Raw genomic sequence first — 16,762 nt, 5'->3', positions numbered from 1 at the left:
TCGCGCCCGGGGCTCGACAATGGTGGCGCCCACACCCACCATCCGGGCACGGCCACACCCGCCCGCCCGGACCCGACTACCGAGCAGCCGACCATATCCGCCGTAGACCTCGCCAGGAGGCCACCGTGACCGCACCCGTGACCGCGTATCCCGCCCCCAAGGTGGTGGAGACCCCGCTGGAGCCGGCCGACGCCACGCTGGACGACGCTGCGCCGAGCGAGTCCGTGCTGGACGAGTCCGCCCTGGGCGAGTCCGTACTCGCCAAGACCGTGCTGGGCGAGACCGCCCTCGACGAGACCGCGCTCGACAAGACCGTCCTGGGCGAGGCCGCGCTCGACAAGACCGTGCTGGGCGAGGCCGCGCTCGACGAGGCCGTGCTGGGCGAAGGTGTGCTGGGCGAAGGTGTGCTGGGCGAAGGCGTCCCGGATGATGCCGCGCTCATTGACGGCGCGCTGGACGAGAACGCGACCGGCGGACCCGCGACGGCCCGCACCGATCCGGCGACGATCCTCGCCCACGCGCGCCGTGAGGTGCTCGAGGGCGGGCGCGGCCTGGACGAGGCAAGCGTGCTCGCGGTCCTGCAACTGCCGGACGAGTCACTCACCGAACTGCTGGCGCTCGCCCACGAGGTGCGGATGCGCTGGTGCGGACCGGAGATCGAGGTCGAGGGCATCATCAGCCTGAAGACCGGCGGCTGCCCGGAGGACTGCCACTTCTGCTCGCAGTCCGGCAAGTTCGACTCGCCGGTACGTTCGGCCTGGCTGGACGTCCCGTCGCTGGTCGACGCCGCACGCCAGACCGCCGCCACCGGAGCGACGGAGTTCTGCATCGTGGCGGCCGTGCGCGGTCCCGACGAGCGGCTGATGTCGCAGGTCCGTGAGGGTGTGGCCGCGATCCAGGCCGCAGTGGAGATCAACGTCGCCTGCTCGCTGGGCATGCTCACCCAGGCCCAGGTGGACGAGCTCGCCGCGATGGGTGTCCACCGCTACAACCACAACCTCGAGACCGCCCAGTCGCACTTCACCAAGGTCGTCACCACGCACTCCTGGGAGGAGCGCTGGGAGACCTGCGAGATGGTCCGCGCCGCCGGCATGGAACTGTGCTGCGGGGCGATCCTCGGCGTCGGCGAGTCCCTCGAGCAGCGCGCGGAACTCGCCGCCCAGCTCGCCCGTCTGGAGCCGGACGAGGTCCCCCTGAACTTCCTCAACCCACGCCCCGGTACTCCCTTCGGCGACTACCCGCCGGTCAAGCCGCGGGACGCCCTGCGCGCCATCGCCGCCTTCCGCCTGGCGCTGCCCCGCACCATCCTGCGCTACTCGGGCGGCCGGGAGATCACCCTCGGCGACCTCGAGGCACAGGGCATGCTCGGTGGCATCAACGCCGTCATCGTCGGCAACTACCTGACGACCCTCGGCCGCCCCGCTGAGGCCGACCTGAAGATGCTGGCCGACCTCAGCATGCCGATCAAGTCCCTCCAGTCCACCCTCTGATCACGACCGTCCCCATTGCCATCACCGTCAGCGACGCCATCACCATCACCATCACCATCACCGCCACCGCGACACCGCCACCGACACCGCGTCGCCGGCACCACGGCACCGGCAGCGCGGCACCGCCAACGGCATTCCAGGCGTCCGATATATGACGAAATGTGCTTTTCCACGGTGCGGCGGTGCGCTTCGACCCCGCGAATCGCGGCCAGGTGGCGGCCACATTCAGCACATGCCGAGGGTTGTTCAAGGATTTCGGCCTCCCCAGCCGAATAGCCCTCGGCATGTGGCCGAATAACCCTCGGCATCCGGCCCAGGACCGGCGCGCCGACCGCGGCTGACTGCGGACGGTCGCTAAAGGTTTCGGCCGGTCACCAATGGTCGGGGCGGAGAGGGCATGGCGGGGAAGGCGAGCTCCTTCGCAGTCGCGATGCTCCCCTAAGCGCATGGACGGACACCCTGGGCGACAGAGGCATTAGGCGACGGGGAGTCTGGACGACGGGAATGCGGAGGTATCGCCGCCGTGATTCCGTACACCCGTGCGGGTCCACGTTGAGGCGTGTGCGACGACCTCTCGGCGTCCGCGCCGAACCCAGGACCTGCGATCCCGCGCATGCGGACGGGATGATGTCAGCCCCTGGCACCGACCCGGGACGCCCATCTTCCGGCGCGAACAGCGGACGTCGACATCCCCGCGCGAACGGGAGACATCGACCTTGTGGCACGGACGGGAGACGTCGGCATCCCGGCGCGGGTGGGGGGCGTCAGGCGTTGGTGGCTGTCATGAGGCCGTGCTCGGCGCAGCGGGCCGACCAGCCGCCAGGGGTGACCTGCACGACCATACGGCGGCGGCAGATTCGGCAGTAGCGCGGTGGCTCCAGCTCGCGGGCCCGCGCACACGCCTCATGGTTCCCCACACCAGCTAGCTGACCACAACGGTCACAGAACGAGGCGTCCATGAACATCAGCTTAAGGCATGGCACACAGGTGTCACCCCGGGTACCCGACCGGCGGCAGCGTACCCCGCATCAGCGAGGACCGGCGGACGGTGACGAGGGCCTGTAAGGGCCCCACGACGACGACAGTCGGACCAGCAGGCGCCAACGATGCTCGGGGGCCGACGGACGTCCACACGCGCCGACACGCGCCGACGGGCGCCGACACGCGCAGACGAGCGCCGACACGCGCAGACGAGCGCCGACACGCGCAGACGAGCGCCGACACGCGCAGACGGACGTAGGTGAAGATCAGCGGACGCCGGCGAAGATCAGCCGGCGGCGACGGGCTCGACGACGGCGATCAGGTCGCCGTCCTGGACGACGTCGCCCTCGGAGACTGCAATGCGGGCCACGGTGCCGCCGTCCTCGCTGATCACGGGGATCTCCATCTTCATGGAGTCGAGGATGACCAGGGCGTCTCCGGCCGCCACTGCGTCTCCCTCGCCGACGACGACCTTCCACACGTTGGCAACCATCTCCGCGCGGACCTCTTCGGTCATCGACGCCCCCTTCAACGGCGGTAGGCCACGGGCCGGGCGGCCGCGACCCCGCGGGTCATGGAGCCCACCAACGGTGAGCCCGCGAGAAGCGTAGTGCCCGCAGCCATCCGGACCAATGCCAATCGCCGACCAGGGACGTCCGTCCAGCGGTGGATCGGGGCGCGAACAGCAACGACGCGCGCGACTCGCCCGCCCGGTGTTGGGAACGAATACCGCAAACCCGCAGACTACGCATGTGCTCGTACTTGTCGTGCTGACTCTGGTGATCGGGTTGGGCGTGGGACTCGCCCGCGGTGGAACGCTCAGCGCCCTCGCCCGCGTCCATGTCCAACAGCCGTTGTTGTTCGCCGCGTTGATCCTGGCAGTCGCGGTCGGCGGGCTCGTACCGGCGTTGCACAGCGTGGCCTGGATCGTGGCCGCTGTGCTCGCGGCGCTGTTCGCCGGGATGAACAACCGCCTGCCAGGCCTTGGCCTGCTGGTCGCCGGCATCATCGCCAACGCCGCCGTGATCACGGCCAATGGTGGGCAGATGCCGGTTTCGCTGTGGCAGGCCCAGCATGCCGGGGTGCCGGCGAACGACATCCTGCGCTCGGCCTTCCACACTCCCGCTGACGGCGACACCAGCCTACGGCTGCTCAGCGACATCATCCCCTTCGCGTTGCCGGGGGCGCCCGCGGTCCTGAGCATCGGGGACGTGCTGATCGCGGCCGCGCTCGGCGTGTTCGGCGCGGTGACCCCGGTCCGTGCGTGGCGGACGCTGCAGGCGCGGCGCAACGCCGCCCTCGCCGGTGCCCTGCCCGCCGCCTACGGCGGACCGCCTCGGCCTGGTACCCGGCGCAGCGCGAGCGGCGTCCCGACCTACGACGACCTGGCCGACCCGCAGCTGGCCGACATGCAGCTGGCCGACATGGACCCGACCACGGACGACTCCTGGGAGTACGTCAAGATCACTAACCAGCATCGCACCAGCACCGACGGCTCAGACGATCCTGACGAGCTCGACGCGCGCGATGAGCTCGACGGCCAGGACGACCTCGGCGACCTCGGCGGTCAGAGTGGTCAGGGCGAACCTCAGGACCTGGGCGGTCGTGCGTATCGGGGCGTTCCGCCGGGCCCCGCGGAACCCGCCGACGATCCCGCGTTCGATGATCGTGGTGGCGGTCCGCTCGACGGCTGGCTCGATGACGATCCCCATGCGGGTCGCGCGGCATCGGACCACGCGGCATCGGCCGGCGCGGACGCGGACCTCACAGCCCCAGACCGCACCGGCCTCGACCCCACTGGCCTCGATCGCACCAGCCTCGACCCCACTGGCCCGGATGGTCCCGATGCTCGCGACGCCGATACCCGTGTGACGGGTCCAGGCGGCACGGGTCCGCGGCGGGCGGGCTCGGGTGGCACGGGTCCGCGGCGGGCGGGCTCGGGTGGCACGGGTCCGCGGGGGGCGGCTTCGGGTGGCGCTGGGCTGGGCGGGGACGGCATGGGCGGCGACGGGTACGACCCGTACGACATCTCCGTCTTCCGCGCGTCCGAGGAGCGGGCGTCCGGCGGTCGTGGGGCGAAGGGCGGCGGGAGCGAGGCCGGCGGGCACCGTCTGCGGCCCTCCGACGCCGGGGTGAGCGAGACTGACCCGTCCGGCCTGGATGACCCGTGGGGCGATGGGCACACGCCGCGCCAACCGGGGGCCACGGCACGCGGCTGACCCGACGGCCGCGTGGGCTGGCACGATGACTGCTGTATCCAGTGAAGGGAAGGAGGACGTCATGGCGAAGAAGAAGCGCAAGCGGCGCGCACGGGCCAAGCACAAGGCCAACCACGGCAAGCGCCCGAACACCTGATCAGATCGGCGGGTCGTGCTTGTGGGCGCGGCCCGCCGCTGGGCGGCGTGAGCGCCGCCGGATGGCCGGGTACCGTCACACGGCTACCCGGCCCGCACGGCTATTCGGCGCGGAACTCACCGGCGTCGACGTCGACACGGGCCGCCCGCAGCCGGGCGAGCACGCTCGTTCGCAGGGTCTCCGGCGCCCGTTCCCCGCCGCACTTGCGGGCGACGAGCATCTTGACCTCACGTTCGAGGCCGAACTCGCGCAGGCACGGGGAGCACTCGTCGAGGTGGGAGCGGATCAGGTTGTGCTGGCCGCCGTCGCACTCCCCGTCGAGGTAGAGGAACACGGCGTCGAGCACCTTTCGGCAGTCGATCTCGTGTTCACCGCCGCAGCTCACGACGCACCACCTTCAACGTCGGTGGAGCCCGCGGGGACCAGCCCACGGTCGGCCGCGTACTGCTCGAGCGACTTGCGCAGACCCCGGCGACCGCGATGCAGCCGGGACATGACCGTCCCGATCGGCGTGCCCATGATCTCCGCGATCTCCTTGTAGGAGAAACCCTCGACATCGGCCAGGTAGACCGCCATCCGGAAGTCCTCCGGGAGGGCCTGCAGCGCATCCTTGATGTCGCTGTCGGGCAGATGCTCGAGTGCTTCGGTCTCGGCGCTCTTGAGGCCGACGGAGGTGTGCGACTCCGCCTCGGCGAGCTGCCAGTCCTCGACCTGCTCGGTCGGGCTCTGCAGCGGCTGGCGCTGCCGACGGCGGTAGGTGTTGATGAAGGTGTTCGTCAGGATCCGGTAGAGCCAGGCCTTGAGGTTCGTTCCGGCCTGGAACTGGTGAAAGGCCGCGAACGCCTTCACGAAGGTCTCCTGAACGAGATCCTCCGCGTCGGCCGGGTTGCGGGTCATCCGCAACGCGGCGGCATACATCTGGTCGAGGTACGGGAGAGCGTCGCGCTCGAAGCGCGCACCCCGCTCCTCGGTGGTCTCGTCGACCAGGATCATCCCCTCACCGTCGTCTGCACCGACAGCGGGCCCGGCGACCGCGGACCCGGCCTGTGGCGCGGCGAGCCGTCCGGAAACGGATCGCCTTCCCGCCGAGGACGATACCCCGGGCACCGCACGATCGCGCGGTGATGTGGGCCGTGATATCCGCCCAGGTGACGCCTGCTCACGGGCCGGCTGCTCGGACGGCCGCCCGTGCGATGCCTGCTGTTGCAGGGCGCTCGCTGGAGTCATGTGACCTCCGCTACCTCGTCTGGCCTCCTGGTCAACCGGACCCGGCTCTGGATGATTCCCGCCCCGACGTCCGACCCGGGCCGGTACCGGGTCATATCCGGGCGGGGAGCGAGACGTCCAGCGGGCCGAGCGGGCCGAGCGGGCCGAGCAGGTCGAGCAGGTAGGCGGCGCCCACATGGGCGGCTTCGGCGACGGCCTCCTCGGGCGCCCGCCCGTCACGGACTCGGGTCCGAAACGAGTGGTCGCCGCCCCGGACGAGGTGCAGGCGACGTTCCCGGGACGCGTCCGGCTCGGGCCGACCGAAGGGATCACGTTCGCCCTGGACCACCAGCACCGGCAGCCCGACCTCGTCCAGTTCGTGCTGACGGGACGGCTTCGGCTCGCCGGCCGCCGTCCGACCCGGCGGGCACAGCGGGAAGCCGAGCGCGAGCACGCCCCGGGCTCCCAGCGGTCCTGCGACCCGCATCGCCACCCGCGATCCCATCGACACCCCCGCCAGTGCGAACGGCCGCCCCGTGTCGGCGACATGCGCGCCCACCGCGGTCAGCGCGACGGCGTCCAGTCGGGCCGCCCGGTCGGGTGCCCGCCGGCCGGCCACCCGGTAGGGCATCTCCAGCCGTCCGATCCGCGCGCCACCCGCGGCCAGGGCCGTGGCCAGCGCGTTGAACAGGGGTGTGTCCACACCGCTACCGGCACCATGCAGAAACACGACCGTCGGGCCGTCGCCGGGAACCAGACGCAGCCGCCCACCGTCGACTGCTGTGTGGACCTCTGTCGCACCCTCCCGCCCAGCCCCCGCCGCCGGTCCGGATTCGGTCGTCACGGCGGCCGGGACGCATTGCCGGGACGCAACGGGGAAAGACCCCGCGTGGTCCGGCTCGGAATCTGTCAGACTTCCACCGTGACTTTGTGACTTGCCTCTCATCAATGCCCCTTGAAGGGTGGGAAAAGCTCCATGCTGCCTGGCCCCGCCGCGGACGCGGGATCGTCTCGAGGACGAGCGCAATCCCTGGTCTGCGAGGCTCCGACGGACAGTGACGACCCGTACTGGGCGTTCTACGAGGAGGTCGCGGCCGCCCAGCTGCGGGAGTGGTTGCCCACGCGGCCGGGGCGGGTGCTCGACGTCTCCGGGCCGCGGGCCAGGTTCGCCCGGCAGATGGTCGGGGCCGGCCATCAGGTGGTCCGGGTGGTCACCGACGCTGTCCCCACCGATCTGCGTGAGCGCGGCGGTGCCACACCCGGCGCGGGGGGTGGTGGGGCGCTGTGTCCGGTCGTGGGCGACGCCCGGTCGCTGGACTGGTTTCACGCCGGCTCGTTCGACGCGGTGCTCGCCGAGGCGCGGGCACTGTCGTTCTGCCTGGCCACCGAGACCACTCTCGAGCAGATCCACCGGATGCTGCGCCCGGGCGGCCAGCTGCTGCTGTGCGTCGACTCGCTGCTGCTGGGGCTGGCCCGGCTGGCCGAGCAGCACCGGTGGGCGGAACTGTCCGACGTACCCCGTGCGGATGTCGTGCTGGTACCCGCCGACGACGGCACGATAACCCGGTGTTTCTGGCCCGAGGAGCTGCGCGCGCTGCTGTCCAGCGCCGGCTTCGAGGTCGACTGGATCCGACCCCGGACAGTGCTGTCCGCCGAGGCCGTCACCCGGGCGCTCGCCGAGGACGTCTCCTGCTTCCCCACCCTGGTCCGGACCGAGGTGGAGCTCTCCGCCGAACGTGAGGGCGAGTCCATCGGCATCCATCTGATCGCCTCCGCCCGCCGCCCCCGGTGACGTCCGGCGGACGGGCCCGGGGCGTCCGCGGCGGCACCGGCGCGGCCTGAGGTCAAGGTGACCGGCCGGTGAACGGGCTGTGGGCCGGCGGGGCGGGGGGAGAGGCGGTGGCCCGGATCGGGCCGTTCATCCGGCATGCTGGCAGGGTGAGCATCCTGACCGGTACCGAGCACGCCGATACCCAGTCCGATCCGTGGCCAGCACCGACGGCGGCGCGGCCGGTGGTGGCCGTCGTACCGGTGCCGGGCGCCAAGTCCGGCACCAACCGGGCGCTGGTACTGGCGGCGCTGGCCAGCGGCGAGTCCCGACTGCGGGGGGCGCTGCGTTCGCGCGACACCCTGCTCATGGCCGGTGTGCTGCGGGCGCTCGGCGCCGAGGTCGACACCGACGGGGTGGACTGGACGGTCCGCCCGGCCCGGTCGACGCGGCTGGCCGCGGGCGCGCGGGCCGACTGCGGCAACGCCGGCACGGTCGCCCGCTTCACCCCGGCGCTGGCCACCCTGCGCGAAGGCGACATCGTGTTCGACGGGGACACCCGGATGCGCGACCGCCCGCTGACTCCCCTGCTCGGGGCACTGCGGCGGCTGGGCGCCGACATCGACTCCGACCGGATGCCCTTCACCGTCCACGGTCACGGGGGGCTGCCTGGCGGTGAGGTGGAGGTCGACGCGTCCAACTCGAGCCAGCTCATCTCCGGTCTCCTGCTCGCCGGTCCGCGTTACGACGCCGGGGTCACGGTCGTGCACCACGGCTCCCGGCTGCCGTCCGGCCCGTACCTGGACATGACGGTGGCGGACCTGCGCGCGGCCGGCGCCACGGTGGACGTCGACCCGCCCGCGGCCGGCGGCACCCGGCGCTTTCGGGTGGCGCCGGGTGAGCTCCTGGCCGGTGAGAAGGTGATCGAGCCGGATCTCAACAGCGCGACCGCGTTCCTCGCCGCCGCGGTCGCCACCGGCGGGCGGGTCGTGGTGCCCAGCTGGCCGGATGTCACCGAACAGCCCGGACGGATGCTGCCCGCGTTGCTCGCGGCCATGGGCGCCTCCACCGAGCGCACCGAACGGGGCCTGGCGGTCACCGGTGGTGGCACCATCCACGGCATCGATGTCGACCTGAGCGACTTCGGCGAGGCCGCGCCGGTGCTGACCGCGCTCGCCGCGCTGGCGAGCTCGCCGTCCCGGCTGCGCGGCATCGGTCACCTGCGGCTGCACGAGACCGACCGGCTCGCCGCGCTCGCCGAAGAACTGGGCCGTCTAGGCGCCCGGATCACCGTGACCGACGACGGGCTGGCGATCGACCCGGCGCCCCTGCACGGTGGACGGCTCGACCCGCGCTCCGACCACCGGCTCGCGATGGCCTACGCGGTCGTCGGGCTGGTGGTGCCCGGGGTCGAGGTCGATGACATCGCCACCACCGGCAAGACCGTTCCCGACTTCCCCCGGATGTGGTCGGCGATGCTGGCCGACCAGTCCGACCAGGCCGACCGGTGACCCGAGGTCGGGCCCTGACGCGGGTCGGCTCGGTCTAGCGGGTCGCGGCGATGCCCCGAGAGCTCGACGAGGACGACGTCCGCATCCGTCCCGGTCGGGGATCACGTCCCCGCACCCGGCAGCGGCCCGACCATGCCGAGGCCGTGCCGGCGGTCGTGGTCGGTGTCGACCGCGGCCGGTACTCCTGCCGGCCGCAGCCGTGGCCCGACCGGCTGGTCGCGGCGGTGCGCGGTGGGTCGATGCGCCGCACGTCCGTCGTCGTCGGCGACCAGGTCGCCCTGGTCGGGGACCTGTCTGGCACCGACGGGGTGCTCGCCCGCCTGGTCCGTCGGGAGGAGCGCACCAGCGTGCTGCGGCGCACCCCGGACGACACCGACCCGGCCGAACGGCCGATCGTGGCGAACGCCGACATCCTGGTGATCGTCTGTGCCGTCACCGATCCGGTGCCCCGGCCGGGCCTGATCGACCGATGTCTGGTCGCCGCCTATGACGGCGGTCTGGCGCCGGTGCTGTGCCTGACCAAGGCGGACCTCGCCGACCCCGAAACGATCACCGAGCTGTACCGGCCGCTTGGCTTCCCGGTCGTGGCCACCCGGCCCGACCAGGACCTCACGGACCTGCACAGTCTGCTGACGCAACGGGTCAGCGTGCTGTTCGGGCACAGCGGGGTGGGCAAGTCCAGCCTGGTCAACCGGCTGGTGCCGGCCGCCGACCGGGCGATCGGCGAGGTCAACGCGGTCACCGGACGTGGCCGGCACACCTCCTCGGCGGCCGTGGCACTGCGGTTGCCGGCCGGCGGCATGGTGATCGACACGCCGGGGATACGGTCGTTCGGGCTGGGCGCGGTGTCGCCGGCGCGGGTGCTGTCGGCCTTCTCCGATCTGGCCGCCGCGGCCGCGTACTGCCAGCCGGGATGTGAACATCTCGCGCCGTCGGCGGACTGCGCGCTGGACTCCGCCGTCACCGGGGGCGGTGCCGACGCCGCGCGGCTGGCGAGCCTGCGCAGACTGCTCGCGGCACGCGCGACACCGCTCTGACCGCGCCGATCGGAGATTCGTCACACTCGTGGGTCACACGGGTTCCGGGCGCCCTTCGCAGCGACGCGTGACCGGGCTCGACTCGTAGTCTCGCAGGGTGACCCCGCCTAACCCCACCTCCGTGGGTTCCGAGTCCCCCGAGGTTCCCGACGCCGTCACCGTCACCGTCGCCGACGATCTCGCGCTTGCGCTGAGCCTCGCGGACGCCGCCGACCGGCTCACCCTGTCCCGCTTCCAGGCCGTCGACCTGCACGTCGAGTCAAAGCCGGACAACACCCCCGTTTCCGACGCGGACACCGCCGTCGAAGCCATGATCCGCGAGCGGCTCGCCGTCGCCCGGCCCGGTGACGCCGTCCTCGGTGAGGAGGAGGGCCTGGTCGGCGGCGACTCCCGACGGCGCTGGATCCTCGACCCGGTCGACGGCACCAAGAACTTCGTGCGGGGCGTTCCGGTCTGGGGCACGCTGCTCGGCCTCGAGGTGGACGGCGAGATGGTCGTTGGTGTGGCCAGCGCGCCGGCGATGAGCCGGCGCTGGTGGGGGGCCCGGGGCACCGGCGCGTTCACCCGCGACGCCACCGGCGACACCCGCGCGTTGCGGGTGTCCTCGGTGACCCAGCTCAGCGATGCCTTCCTGTCGTTCGCCTCGATCGAGGGCTGGCGGACCGCCCGTCGCCTCGAGGAGTTCCTCGACCTGGCCGACCAGGTCTGGCGCACCCGCGCCTACGGCGACTTCTGGTCGCACATGATGGTGGCCGAGGGTGCGGTCGACCTTGCCTGCGAGCCGGAGGTGTCGCTGTGGGACATGGCCGCCCTACAGGTGATCGTCGAGGAGGCCGGTGGTCGGTTCACCGACCTGACCGGAACACGCGGCCCGGGGCACGGCACGGTCCTGACGACCAACGGCCTGCTGCACGAGTCGGCGCTGCGCTCGTTCAACCGCTGACCACCTGGCGTCACCCGCCGGGACCACCCACCCGCCCCGGCACAACCCTCACCCGCACCCACGACCACGGCCATGGCAGCTCGACCGGCTGGGCCTGCTGATGATCGGCTTCGCACATCGTGGGTCGCCCGCCCCGCACCAGCGGGAGAACGCCATGCCGGCGTTTCGCCGGGCGCTGGCCGGCGGGGCGGGTGGCCTGGAGTCCGATGTCTGGCTGACCGCCGACGGCGTGCCCGTCCTGCACCACGACGGGGCGCTCGGGCCGCCGGGGCGGCGGCGGCCGATCGCCACCCTGGCGGCCCGGCAACTGCCGGGATGGTTGCCGACGCTGGCCGCGTTCTACCACGAACTCGGCGCGTCGTTCGGGTTGTCCTTCGAGCTCAGTCTGGACCTGAAGGGCCCGGACACTGGTTTCGCGCCCAAAGCCGATTCCGTCATCGCCGTCGCCCGCGCGGCCGGCGGCAGCGCGGCGGTGGGCCACCTGTGGCTGTGTGGCCATCTCACGCAGCTCGCCGACTACCGGGCCCACGACCCGGACGTCCGGCTGGTCAACTCCGCCTCGCTCGAAGCCGTCCGGGCCGGCGGGGGCCCCGAGGCCTACGCCGAGCGGCTCCGCGCCGCCGGCATCGCCGCGCTCAACCTGCGCACCCGGGAATGGACCCCCCGCACCGCTGGCATCGTCGCGGTGCTCCACGAGCGGGGCCTAGCCGCCTTCGGCTGGGACGCCCAGCGCACGGCCACCCTGCGCCGGCTGGCCGGATACCGGCTCGACGCCGTCTACAGCGACCATCTGGACCGGCTGGTGCGGGTGACCGGCCGACGACCCGGTACTCCCCCGACCGACGATGCTCGACCGCCCTCGCCCGCCTGAGCGCCGGGACGGCCACCTGGGCGCTGTGACAGCCATCCGGGCCCGTGACGCGCGGAACCGCCACACCGGCACAATGAGCCAGCTGGCCAACGGCGCTGTCGACATCAGAGCGGCCATCGAGGACGGCAAGGCCACGCAAAGCTTGATGCGCAGCGTGACCGACTACATGACCGACGATAAACCTGTGCGTTGTGTTGACTTCGGCGAGGTATAGCCGCCGACGATCGGCGAGCGCAACGAGGTTAGCCGCCCGGTGGGACGAACCGGCCGATTGGCCGCCGAGCGCGATTAACGCGCAACCCACTGCGGATGAGCCCCGGACTCGCTACGGACACTTTCCTGACACCGCGATGGCGTATGACTCCGCTCAGTCCTCCTCCGTGGCCTCGCCAACCTCGGCGACCTGCAGCATCTGCTCCGGAAACCCGGTGCGTTCCGCTACTCGCTCGACCGAGTAACCCTGCCTCACCAGGTCACGAGCCTGTTCCAAGGTCCAGCCCCGCCCGGGGTCAACCCGGCGAACGACCACTTCACTCGCCTGGCGCCGTTCCTGCGGCCAGCTGAGTCGTGCACGGCGTGCCAAGAGTCGACCTCCGCGATTTGACGACTTTGGTGTTACGTCACCAAGGATAGGCCATATTGACAGCGGCCTGCCCACCTGAACTCCATGATAGTAGCTGGCGACCTGTTAATGCAGACCAGCTCCGAAGAGCGCACATCACACGAAGTCCAGCCCGCCCGAACAGGCCCCCACGCCCGAACAGCGCCCCTTGGCCGAAGGGAACCAGGAACTGTACCGAACCAGCAGCCACTTCCGCGGTGTCTCTGCCGGACGAAGGCCAGTCCGCCAGTACCTCCGGGCGGGCGGACTCCCATGCCATCCGGATCAGAACTCGATGTTGCTCATCACATGCTTGATCCTGGTGTAGTCCTCAAGTCCATAGACCGACAGATCCTTGCCGTAGCCACTACGTCCGAAGCCGCCATGTGGCATCTCCGCAACCAGCGGCAGGTGGGTGTTGATCCACACACAACCGAAATCCAGCCGCCGCGCGACCCGCATCGCCCGGCCGTGATCGCGGGTCCACACACTCGAGGCAAGGCCATAGTCGACCCCGTTGGCCCAGGCCACCGCCGCGTCCTCGGTGTCGAAACGCTGCATGGTGATGACGGGCCCGAACACCTCCCGCTGACTGAGCTCGTCGTCCTGGCGTAGCCCCGCGACGACGGTGGGCGGGTAGAAGAAGCCGGGTCGACGCAGGGACGCCCCGCCGGTGAGCACCTCGGCATGTGCGGGCGCCCGCTCGACGATGCCGCTGACCCGGGCGAGCTGGTCGGCGCTGTTGAGTGGCCCGTAGTCGATGCCCGGCTCGTCCGGTGCGCCCGTGGTGGTGTTCTGGGCGGCCTTGGCCAGGGCCGCGGCGAGCGCGTCGTACACACCGTCGGCGGCGAGTACCCGGGTCGCGGCCGTGCAGTCCTGACCGGCGTTGAAGTAGGCCGCCGCGGCGATCTCGGTGGCCACCTCGCTCGGATCGACGTCCTCGAAGACGATGACCGGCGCCTTGCCGCCGAGTTCCAGGTGCACCCGCTTGAGCGTGTCGGCCGCCGCCCGCGCCACCGCCATCCCCGCCTGCACACTGCCCGTGATCGACACCATCGCCGGCCCGGGATGGGCGACCAGGGCCCGTCCGGTGTCGCGGTCCCCGCACACGACGTTGAGCACGCCGGGCGGGAGGAACTCCGCGGCGATCCGGGCCAGCAGCAGACTGGACGCCGGCGTCGTCTCGGCCGGTTTGAGCACGACCGTGTTGCCCGCGGCGATCGCCGGGGCGATCTTCCACACGGCCATCATCAGCGGATAGTTCCAGGGCGTGACCTGCGCGCACACCCCCACCGGCTCGCGGCGCACGAAACTTGTGTGCCCGGCCAGGTACTCGCCGCCCGCGCGGCCCTCCAACGTGCGGGCGGCCCCGGCGAAGAAGCGGATCTGGTCGGCGCTCGGCCCGACCTCCTCGCTGCGGGTGAGCGCCAGTGGCTTACCGGTGTTGGCGCTCTCCACCGCGGCGATCTCGTCCGCCCGCTCCTCCACCGCGTCCGCGAGCCGCAGCAGGGCCCGGGCGCGCTGCGCCGCGGGGGTGTCGCGCCACGACGGGAACGCCGCCGTGGCCGCCTCGACGGCCGCGGTCACGTCGAGCGGTCCCGAGCGGGGCGCGTGGGCCACCGTCCGACCCGTCGCCGGGTCCACGATCGGGGTCGTCGTGCCCTCGGCCGAGGGCACGGCGGCCCCGTTGATCAGGTTGGTCAGGGTCGCGTCCATGCCTTCTCCCTCACTCGGTCAGCACCGTCGGTTGGTCAAGCACCCGCGTACGCGGGCGGGCACCTCTGTGGCGTTCAGCCGGCGGCGACGAGGTCCTGGGCGAGCTGGTCGAGTCCGTCCAGGTAGCGGTCGACATCGGCGTCGGTGTGCTGCACCGACAGGGTCCACTCCTCCTCGCGCCCCGGCGCCATCAGCACACCGCGGTTGGCGTGGTAGAGCCAGGCGAGATCGGGTAGCTCCGCCACCTGGTGCGCCATGAAGGACGTGTAGTCGCGGATCGGCGCATCCGTGATGTTCACGCAGCCCTTGGAACTGATGCCGACCGTGTAGCCGGGAATGCCGTACCGGGCCAGAATGGTGTCGCAGCCACCGATCAGCCGGTCGTTGAGACGATCAAGATGATCGTAGGCGGCGGGCGTCAGCACCTCCAGCAGGCTCGCCCGTGCGGCGGCCATGGTCAGCGGGTTGCCGTTGAACGTGCCCACCTGCTTCACCCGGTCGGACGCGACCACTTCCATGATCTCCGCGGTGGCGCCGATGGCCCCGGACGGCAGCCCGCCGCCGAGCGCCTTGGCCAAGGTCACCATGTCCGGGCGGACCCCGAAACGCTGCGTCGCACCGCCCGGGGCGACGCACAGTCCCGTCTTGACCTCGTCGAAGATCAGCACGATGCCGTGCCTGGCCGTGATCTCCCGGACCGCCTGCAGATAGCCCGGCTCGGGCAGCACCACCCCGAGGTTCATCATCGCCGCTTCCATGATCACGCAGGCTGGTAGTCGACCCTCGGACTCCAGTTCCTCGATGCGGCGTTCCATCGAGGACGCGTCGTTGAACGGCACCGGGACCGTGAGGTCGATGACCGCCTGCGGGATGCCCGCCCCGTAGCCGAGGGAGTTCATGTGCTCGGCCGGGCCGATATCGGCGTACGGCGTGCCGATGGACACCATCACGTAGTCGTGATGACCGTGGTAGGAACCAAAGATCTTGATGATGGTGTCGCGGCCGGTGACGCCGCGGGCGATCCGGATGGCATCCATCGTCGCTTCGGAGCCCGAGTTCACATAACGCCACTGCGGCAGCCCGAACCGGCGAGCCAGCTCCTCGCTGACCACGATGGAGTCCTCCGTCGGCATCGCGAAGTGGCTGCCCAGACCGATCCGATCACGGACTGCCCGCACGATCGCCGGATGGGCGTGCCCCTGGACCATCGATCCGTAGCCGTTGTGGAAGTCGGCGTACTCCGTACCGTCCACGTCCCACACCCGCGAACCGACCCCATGGGTGAGGTAGATCGGCCACGGATCACGGACCTGGTAGGACGACGGCACCCCGGACGTCATCGATCGCACCGCCCGTTCGTGCATCCGCCGCGAGCCGGGTGTGCCGGCCCGCAACCGGACCTCCTCACGCTCGGTGAGTTCCTCGGCCCGAGCCCGCAGCGCCCCCACCTCCCGCTGCCCCTGCTCTCGCCGCGGCTGCCCGTCACGATCCGCTTCCCCCGCCGTGCGCCCCGACCACCGCCCGGGCACGATCGTCTCTGCCATCGTCCACGCCCCCTCACGAAGCCGACCCACCGCTCCGACAGTTAGCTTGACCACTGAAAGCGTAGCCCGCATCCCGAATCAACGACGGAATCCGTCGGGAAAGTCGGATTTTGGAATCGCATCCCCATGGACTCGTCGGTAGCCATACGATGACGGCACATGCGGGAGCCAAGGAGGATGCCGGTGCGGGCGCGACGGGCCCCTGGCCAGCGGTCCGGCTCGGACGGGCTGTTGGACGACGTCAATCGGGCCATCATCGAGCAGCTGCAGGCCGACGGGCGGCGCTCCTACGCGGCCATGGCCGGTGTCGTCGGTCTGTCCGAGGCCGCCGTACGCCAGCGCGTCCAGCGGCTGCTGGAGGCCGGGGTGATGCAGATCGTGGCGGTCACCGATCCGCTGCAGGTCGGCTTCCACCGCGAGGCGATGGTCGGGGTCCGGGTCAGTGGCGACGCACGGGTCGCCGCCGAGCAGATCGCCGAGCTGCCCGAGGTCGACTACGTGGTCCTCACCGCCGGCTCGTTCGACCTGTTGGTCGAGCTCGTCGCCGAGGACGACGAGCATCTGCTGGACGCGATCAACAGCAGCATCCGGGCCATGCCGCAGGTCATCGCCACCGAGACCTTCGTCTACCTCCGCCTGGTGAAGCAGACCTACACCTGGGGCACGCACACCGCCAGCCGCGCCCCGGTCGACCCCGCACGTTCCCCCCTCGGCGACCACCACCCTGGCCGCGGCGAGA

General features: G+C 71.4%; 16 protein-coding genes and 1 pseudogene. 10 read left to right on the top strand and 7 right to left on the bottom strand.

All coding sequences use genetic code 11. From position 1 onward, the window contains the following. The first annotated feature begins 452 nt into the window (after positions 1-452). Positions 453-1,490, top strand: a complete 1,038-nt coding sequence (bioB, locus tag MXD59_RS08375; protein ID WP_248824268.1) for a biotin synthase BioB — start codon at positions 453-455, stop codon at positions 1,488-1,490. A gap of 764 nt (positions 1,491-2,254) precedes the next feature. Here bioB and bsaP read toward each other — a convergent pair. After that, complete coding sequence (gene bsaP / locus MXD59_RS27305; protein ID WP_251734189.1) at positions 2,255-2,449, bottom strand: biotin synthase auxiliary protein BsaP; 195 nt, start codon at positions 2,447-2,449, stop codon at positions 2,255-2,257. 308 nt (positions 2,450-2,757) lie between these two features. After that, entirely contained in the window at positions 2,758-2,988 is a 231-nt protein-coding gene (locus MXD59_RS08370) for a biotin/lipoyl-binding carrier protein (RefSeq protein ID WP_248814956.1), read from the bottom strand. A gap of 235 nt (positions 2,989-3,223) precedes the next feature. Between MXD59_RS08370 and MXD59_RS08365 the strand changes: the two genes are divergently transcribed. Both MXD59_RS08365 and MXD59_RS27300 read left to right on the top strand, forming a co-directional pair. Next, on the top strand, positions 3,224-4,690 hold the full coding sequence (locus tag MXD59_RS08365) for a DUF5317 domain-containing protein (RefSeq protein WP_248824181.1): 1,467 nt from the start codon (positions 3,224-3,226) through the stop codon (positions 4,688-4,690). A gap of 61 nt (positions 4,691-4,751) precedes the next feature. Then, positions 4,752-4,826 carry a 50S ribosomal protein bL37 gene (locus MXD59_RS27300; protein ID WP_369809780.1) on the top strand — a complete coding sequence of 25 codons (75 nt, stop codon included), beginning with the start codon at positions 4,752-4,754 and terminating at the stop codon, positions 4,824-4,826. Between the two features lie 100 nt (positions 4,827-4,926). Here MXD59_RS27300 and rsrA read toward each other — a convergent pair whose 3' ends face one another. From rsrA to MXD59_RS08350, 3 genes are all read right to left on the bottom strand, one after another. Further along, positions 4,927-5,211 (bottom strand): mycothiol system anti-sigma-R factor, encoded by a 285-nt coding sequence (rsrA, locus tag MXD59_RS08360; RefSeq protein ID WP_163547149.1) that lies wholly within the window; start codon positions 5,209-5,211, stop codon positions 4,927-4,929. Beyond that, positions 5,208-5,819, bottom strand: coding sequence for a sigma-70 family RNA polymerase sigma factor (locus tag MXD59_RS08355; protein ID WP_163547150.1), 612 nt, complete (start codon positions 5,817-5,819; stop codon positions 5,208-5,210). Before MXD59_RS08355 ends, rsrA begins: the two co-directional genes overlap by 4 nt. A 325-nt stretch (positions 5,820-6,144) precedes the next feature. Continuing rightward, positions 6,145-6,762, bottom strand: coding sequence for an alpha/beta hydrolase family protein (locus tag MXD59_RS08350; protein ID WP_372511992.1), 618 nt, complete (start codon positions 6,760-6,762; stop codon positions 6,145-6,147). A gap of 246 nt (positions 6,763-7,008) precedes the next feature. Between MXD59_RS08350 and MXD59_RS08345 the strand changes: the two genes are divergently transcribed. From MXD59_RS08345 to MXD59_RS08320, 6 genes are all read left to right on the top strand, one after another. Next, positions 7,009-7,824: a class I SAM-dependent methyltransferase gene (locus MXD59_RS08345; protein WP_248824179.1), complete on the top strand. Its 816-nt coding sequence runs from the start codon at positions 7,009-7,011 to the stop codon at positions 7,822-7,824. Between the two features lie 146 nt (positions 7,825-7,970). Then, positions 7,971-9,311: a 3-phosphoshikimate 1-carboxyvinyltransferase gene (gene aroA / locus MXD59_RS08340; RefSeq protein WP_248824267.1), complete on the top strand. Its 1,341-nt coding sequence runs from the start codon at positions 7,971-7,973 to the stop codon at positions 9,309-9,311. A gap of 50 nt (positions 9,312-9,361) precedes the next feature. Next, positions 9,362-10,348, top strand: coding sequence for a ribosome small subunit-dependent GTPase A (rsgA, locus tag MXD59_RS08335; RefSeq protein WP_163547156.1), 987 nt, complete (start codon positions 9,362-9,364; stop codon positions 10,346-10,348). A 97-nt stretch (positions 10,349-10,445) separates the two neighbouring features. Then, a complete protein-coding gene (hisN, locus tag MXD59_RS08330; protein WP_372511983.1) occupies positions 10,446-11,291 on the top strand; it encodes a histidinol-phosphatase in 846 nt (281 codons plus the stop codon). A 100-nt stretch (positions 11,292-11,391) separates the two neighbouring features. After that, positions 11,392-12,162 (top strand): glycerophosphodiester phosphodiesterase, encoded by a 771-nt coding sequence (locus MXD59_RS08325; protein WP_248824178.1) that lies wholly within the window; start codon positions 11,392-11,394, stop codon positions 12,160-12,162. A gap of 73 nt (positions 12,163-12,235) precedes the next feature. Further along, entirely contained in the window at positions 12,236-12,376 is a 141-nt protein-coding gene (locus tag MXD59_RS08320; protein ID WP_248824177.1) for a hypothetical protein, read from the top strand. 672 nt (positions 12,377-13,048) lie between these two features. Here the strand turns inward: MXD59_RS08320 and MXD59_RS08315 are convergent. Continuing rightward, positions 13,049-14,479, bottom strand: a complete 1,431-nt coding sequence (locus MXD59_RS08315; RefSeq protein WP_248824176.1) for a gamma-aminobutyraldehyde dehydrogenase — start codon at positions 14,477-14,479, stop codon at positions 13,049-13,051. Between the two features lie 74 nt (positions 14,480-14,553). Next, the gene (locus tag MXD59_RS08310; protein WP_248824175.1) at positions 14,554-16,023 is read right to left on the bottom strand and encodes an aspartate aminotransferase family protein; all 1,470 of its coding nucleotides are present in this window, start codon (positions 16,021-16,023) and stop codon (positions 14,554-14,556) included. Between the two features lie 177 nt (positions 16,024-16,200). Between MXD59_RS08310 and MXD59_RS08305 the strand changes: the two are divergent. Next, positions 16,201-16,686: pseudogene (locus MXD59_RS08305) on the top strand (Lrp/AsnC family transcriptional regulator); the annotation flags it as partial. Positions 16,687-16,762 lie beyond the last annotated feature (76 nt).

This window comes from Frankia umida, from assembly GCF_023242945.1.
Classification (GTDB): domain Bacteria; phylum Actinomycetota; class Actinomycetes; order Frankiales; family Frankiaceae; genus Frankia; species Frankia umida.
The sequence above is the reverse complement of the archived record's forward strand: the minus strand, read 5'-3'. Positions and strand labels throughout refer to the sequence as shown.

What these genes read in the sequence shown, in the direction of transcription:
- MXD59_RS08315 (WP_248824176.1), bottom strand. Translation starts at nt 14,479, where the DNA reads ATGGACGCGACCCTGACCAACCTGATCAACGGGGCCGCCGTGCCCTCG.
- MXD59_RS08310 (WP_248824175.1), bottom strand. Translation starts at nt 16,023, where the DNA reads ATGGCAGAGACGATCGTGCCCGGGCGGTGGTCGGGGCGCACGGCGGGG.
- MXD59_RS08355 (WP_163547150.1), bottom strand. Translation starts at nt 5,819, where the DNA reads ATGATCCTGGTCGACGAGACCACCGAGGAGCGGGGTGCGCGCTTCGAG.
- MXD59_RS08345 (WP_248824179.1), top strand. Translation starts at nt 7,009, where the DNA reads ATGCTGCCTGGCCCCGCCGCGGACGCGGGATCGTCTCGAGGACGAGCG.
- bsaP (WP_251734189.1), bottom strand. Translation starts at nt 2,449, where the DNA reads ATGGACGCCTCGTTCTGTGACCGTTGTGGTCAGCTAGCTGGTGTGGGG.
- MXD59_RS08320 (WP_248824177.1), top strand. Translation starts at nt 12,236, where the DNA reads ATGAGCCAGCTGGCCAACGGCGCTGTCGACATCAGAGCGGCCATCGAG.
- rsgA (WP_163547156.1), top strand. Translation starts at nt 9,362, where the DNA reads ATGCCCCGAGAGCTCGACGAGGACGACGTCCGCATCCGTCCCGGTCGG.
- MXD59_RS08325 (WP_248824178.1), top strand. Translation starts at nt 11,392, where the DNA reads ATGATCGGCTTCGCACATCGTGGGTCGCCCGCCCCGCACCAGCGGGAG.
- MXD59_RS08370 (WP_248814956.1), bottom strand. Translation starts at nt 2,988, where the DNA reads ATGACCGAAGAGGTCCGCGCGGAGATGGTTGCCAACGTGTGGAAGGTC.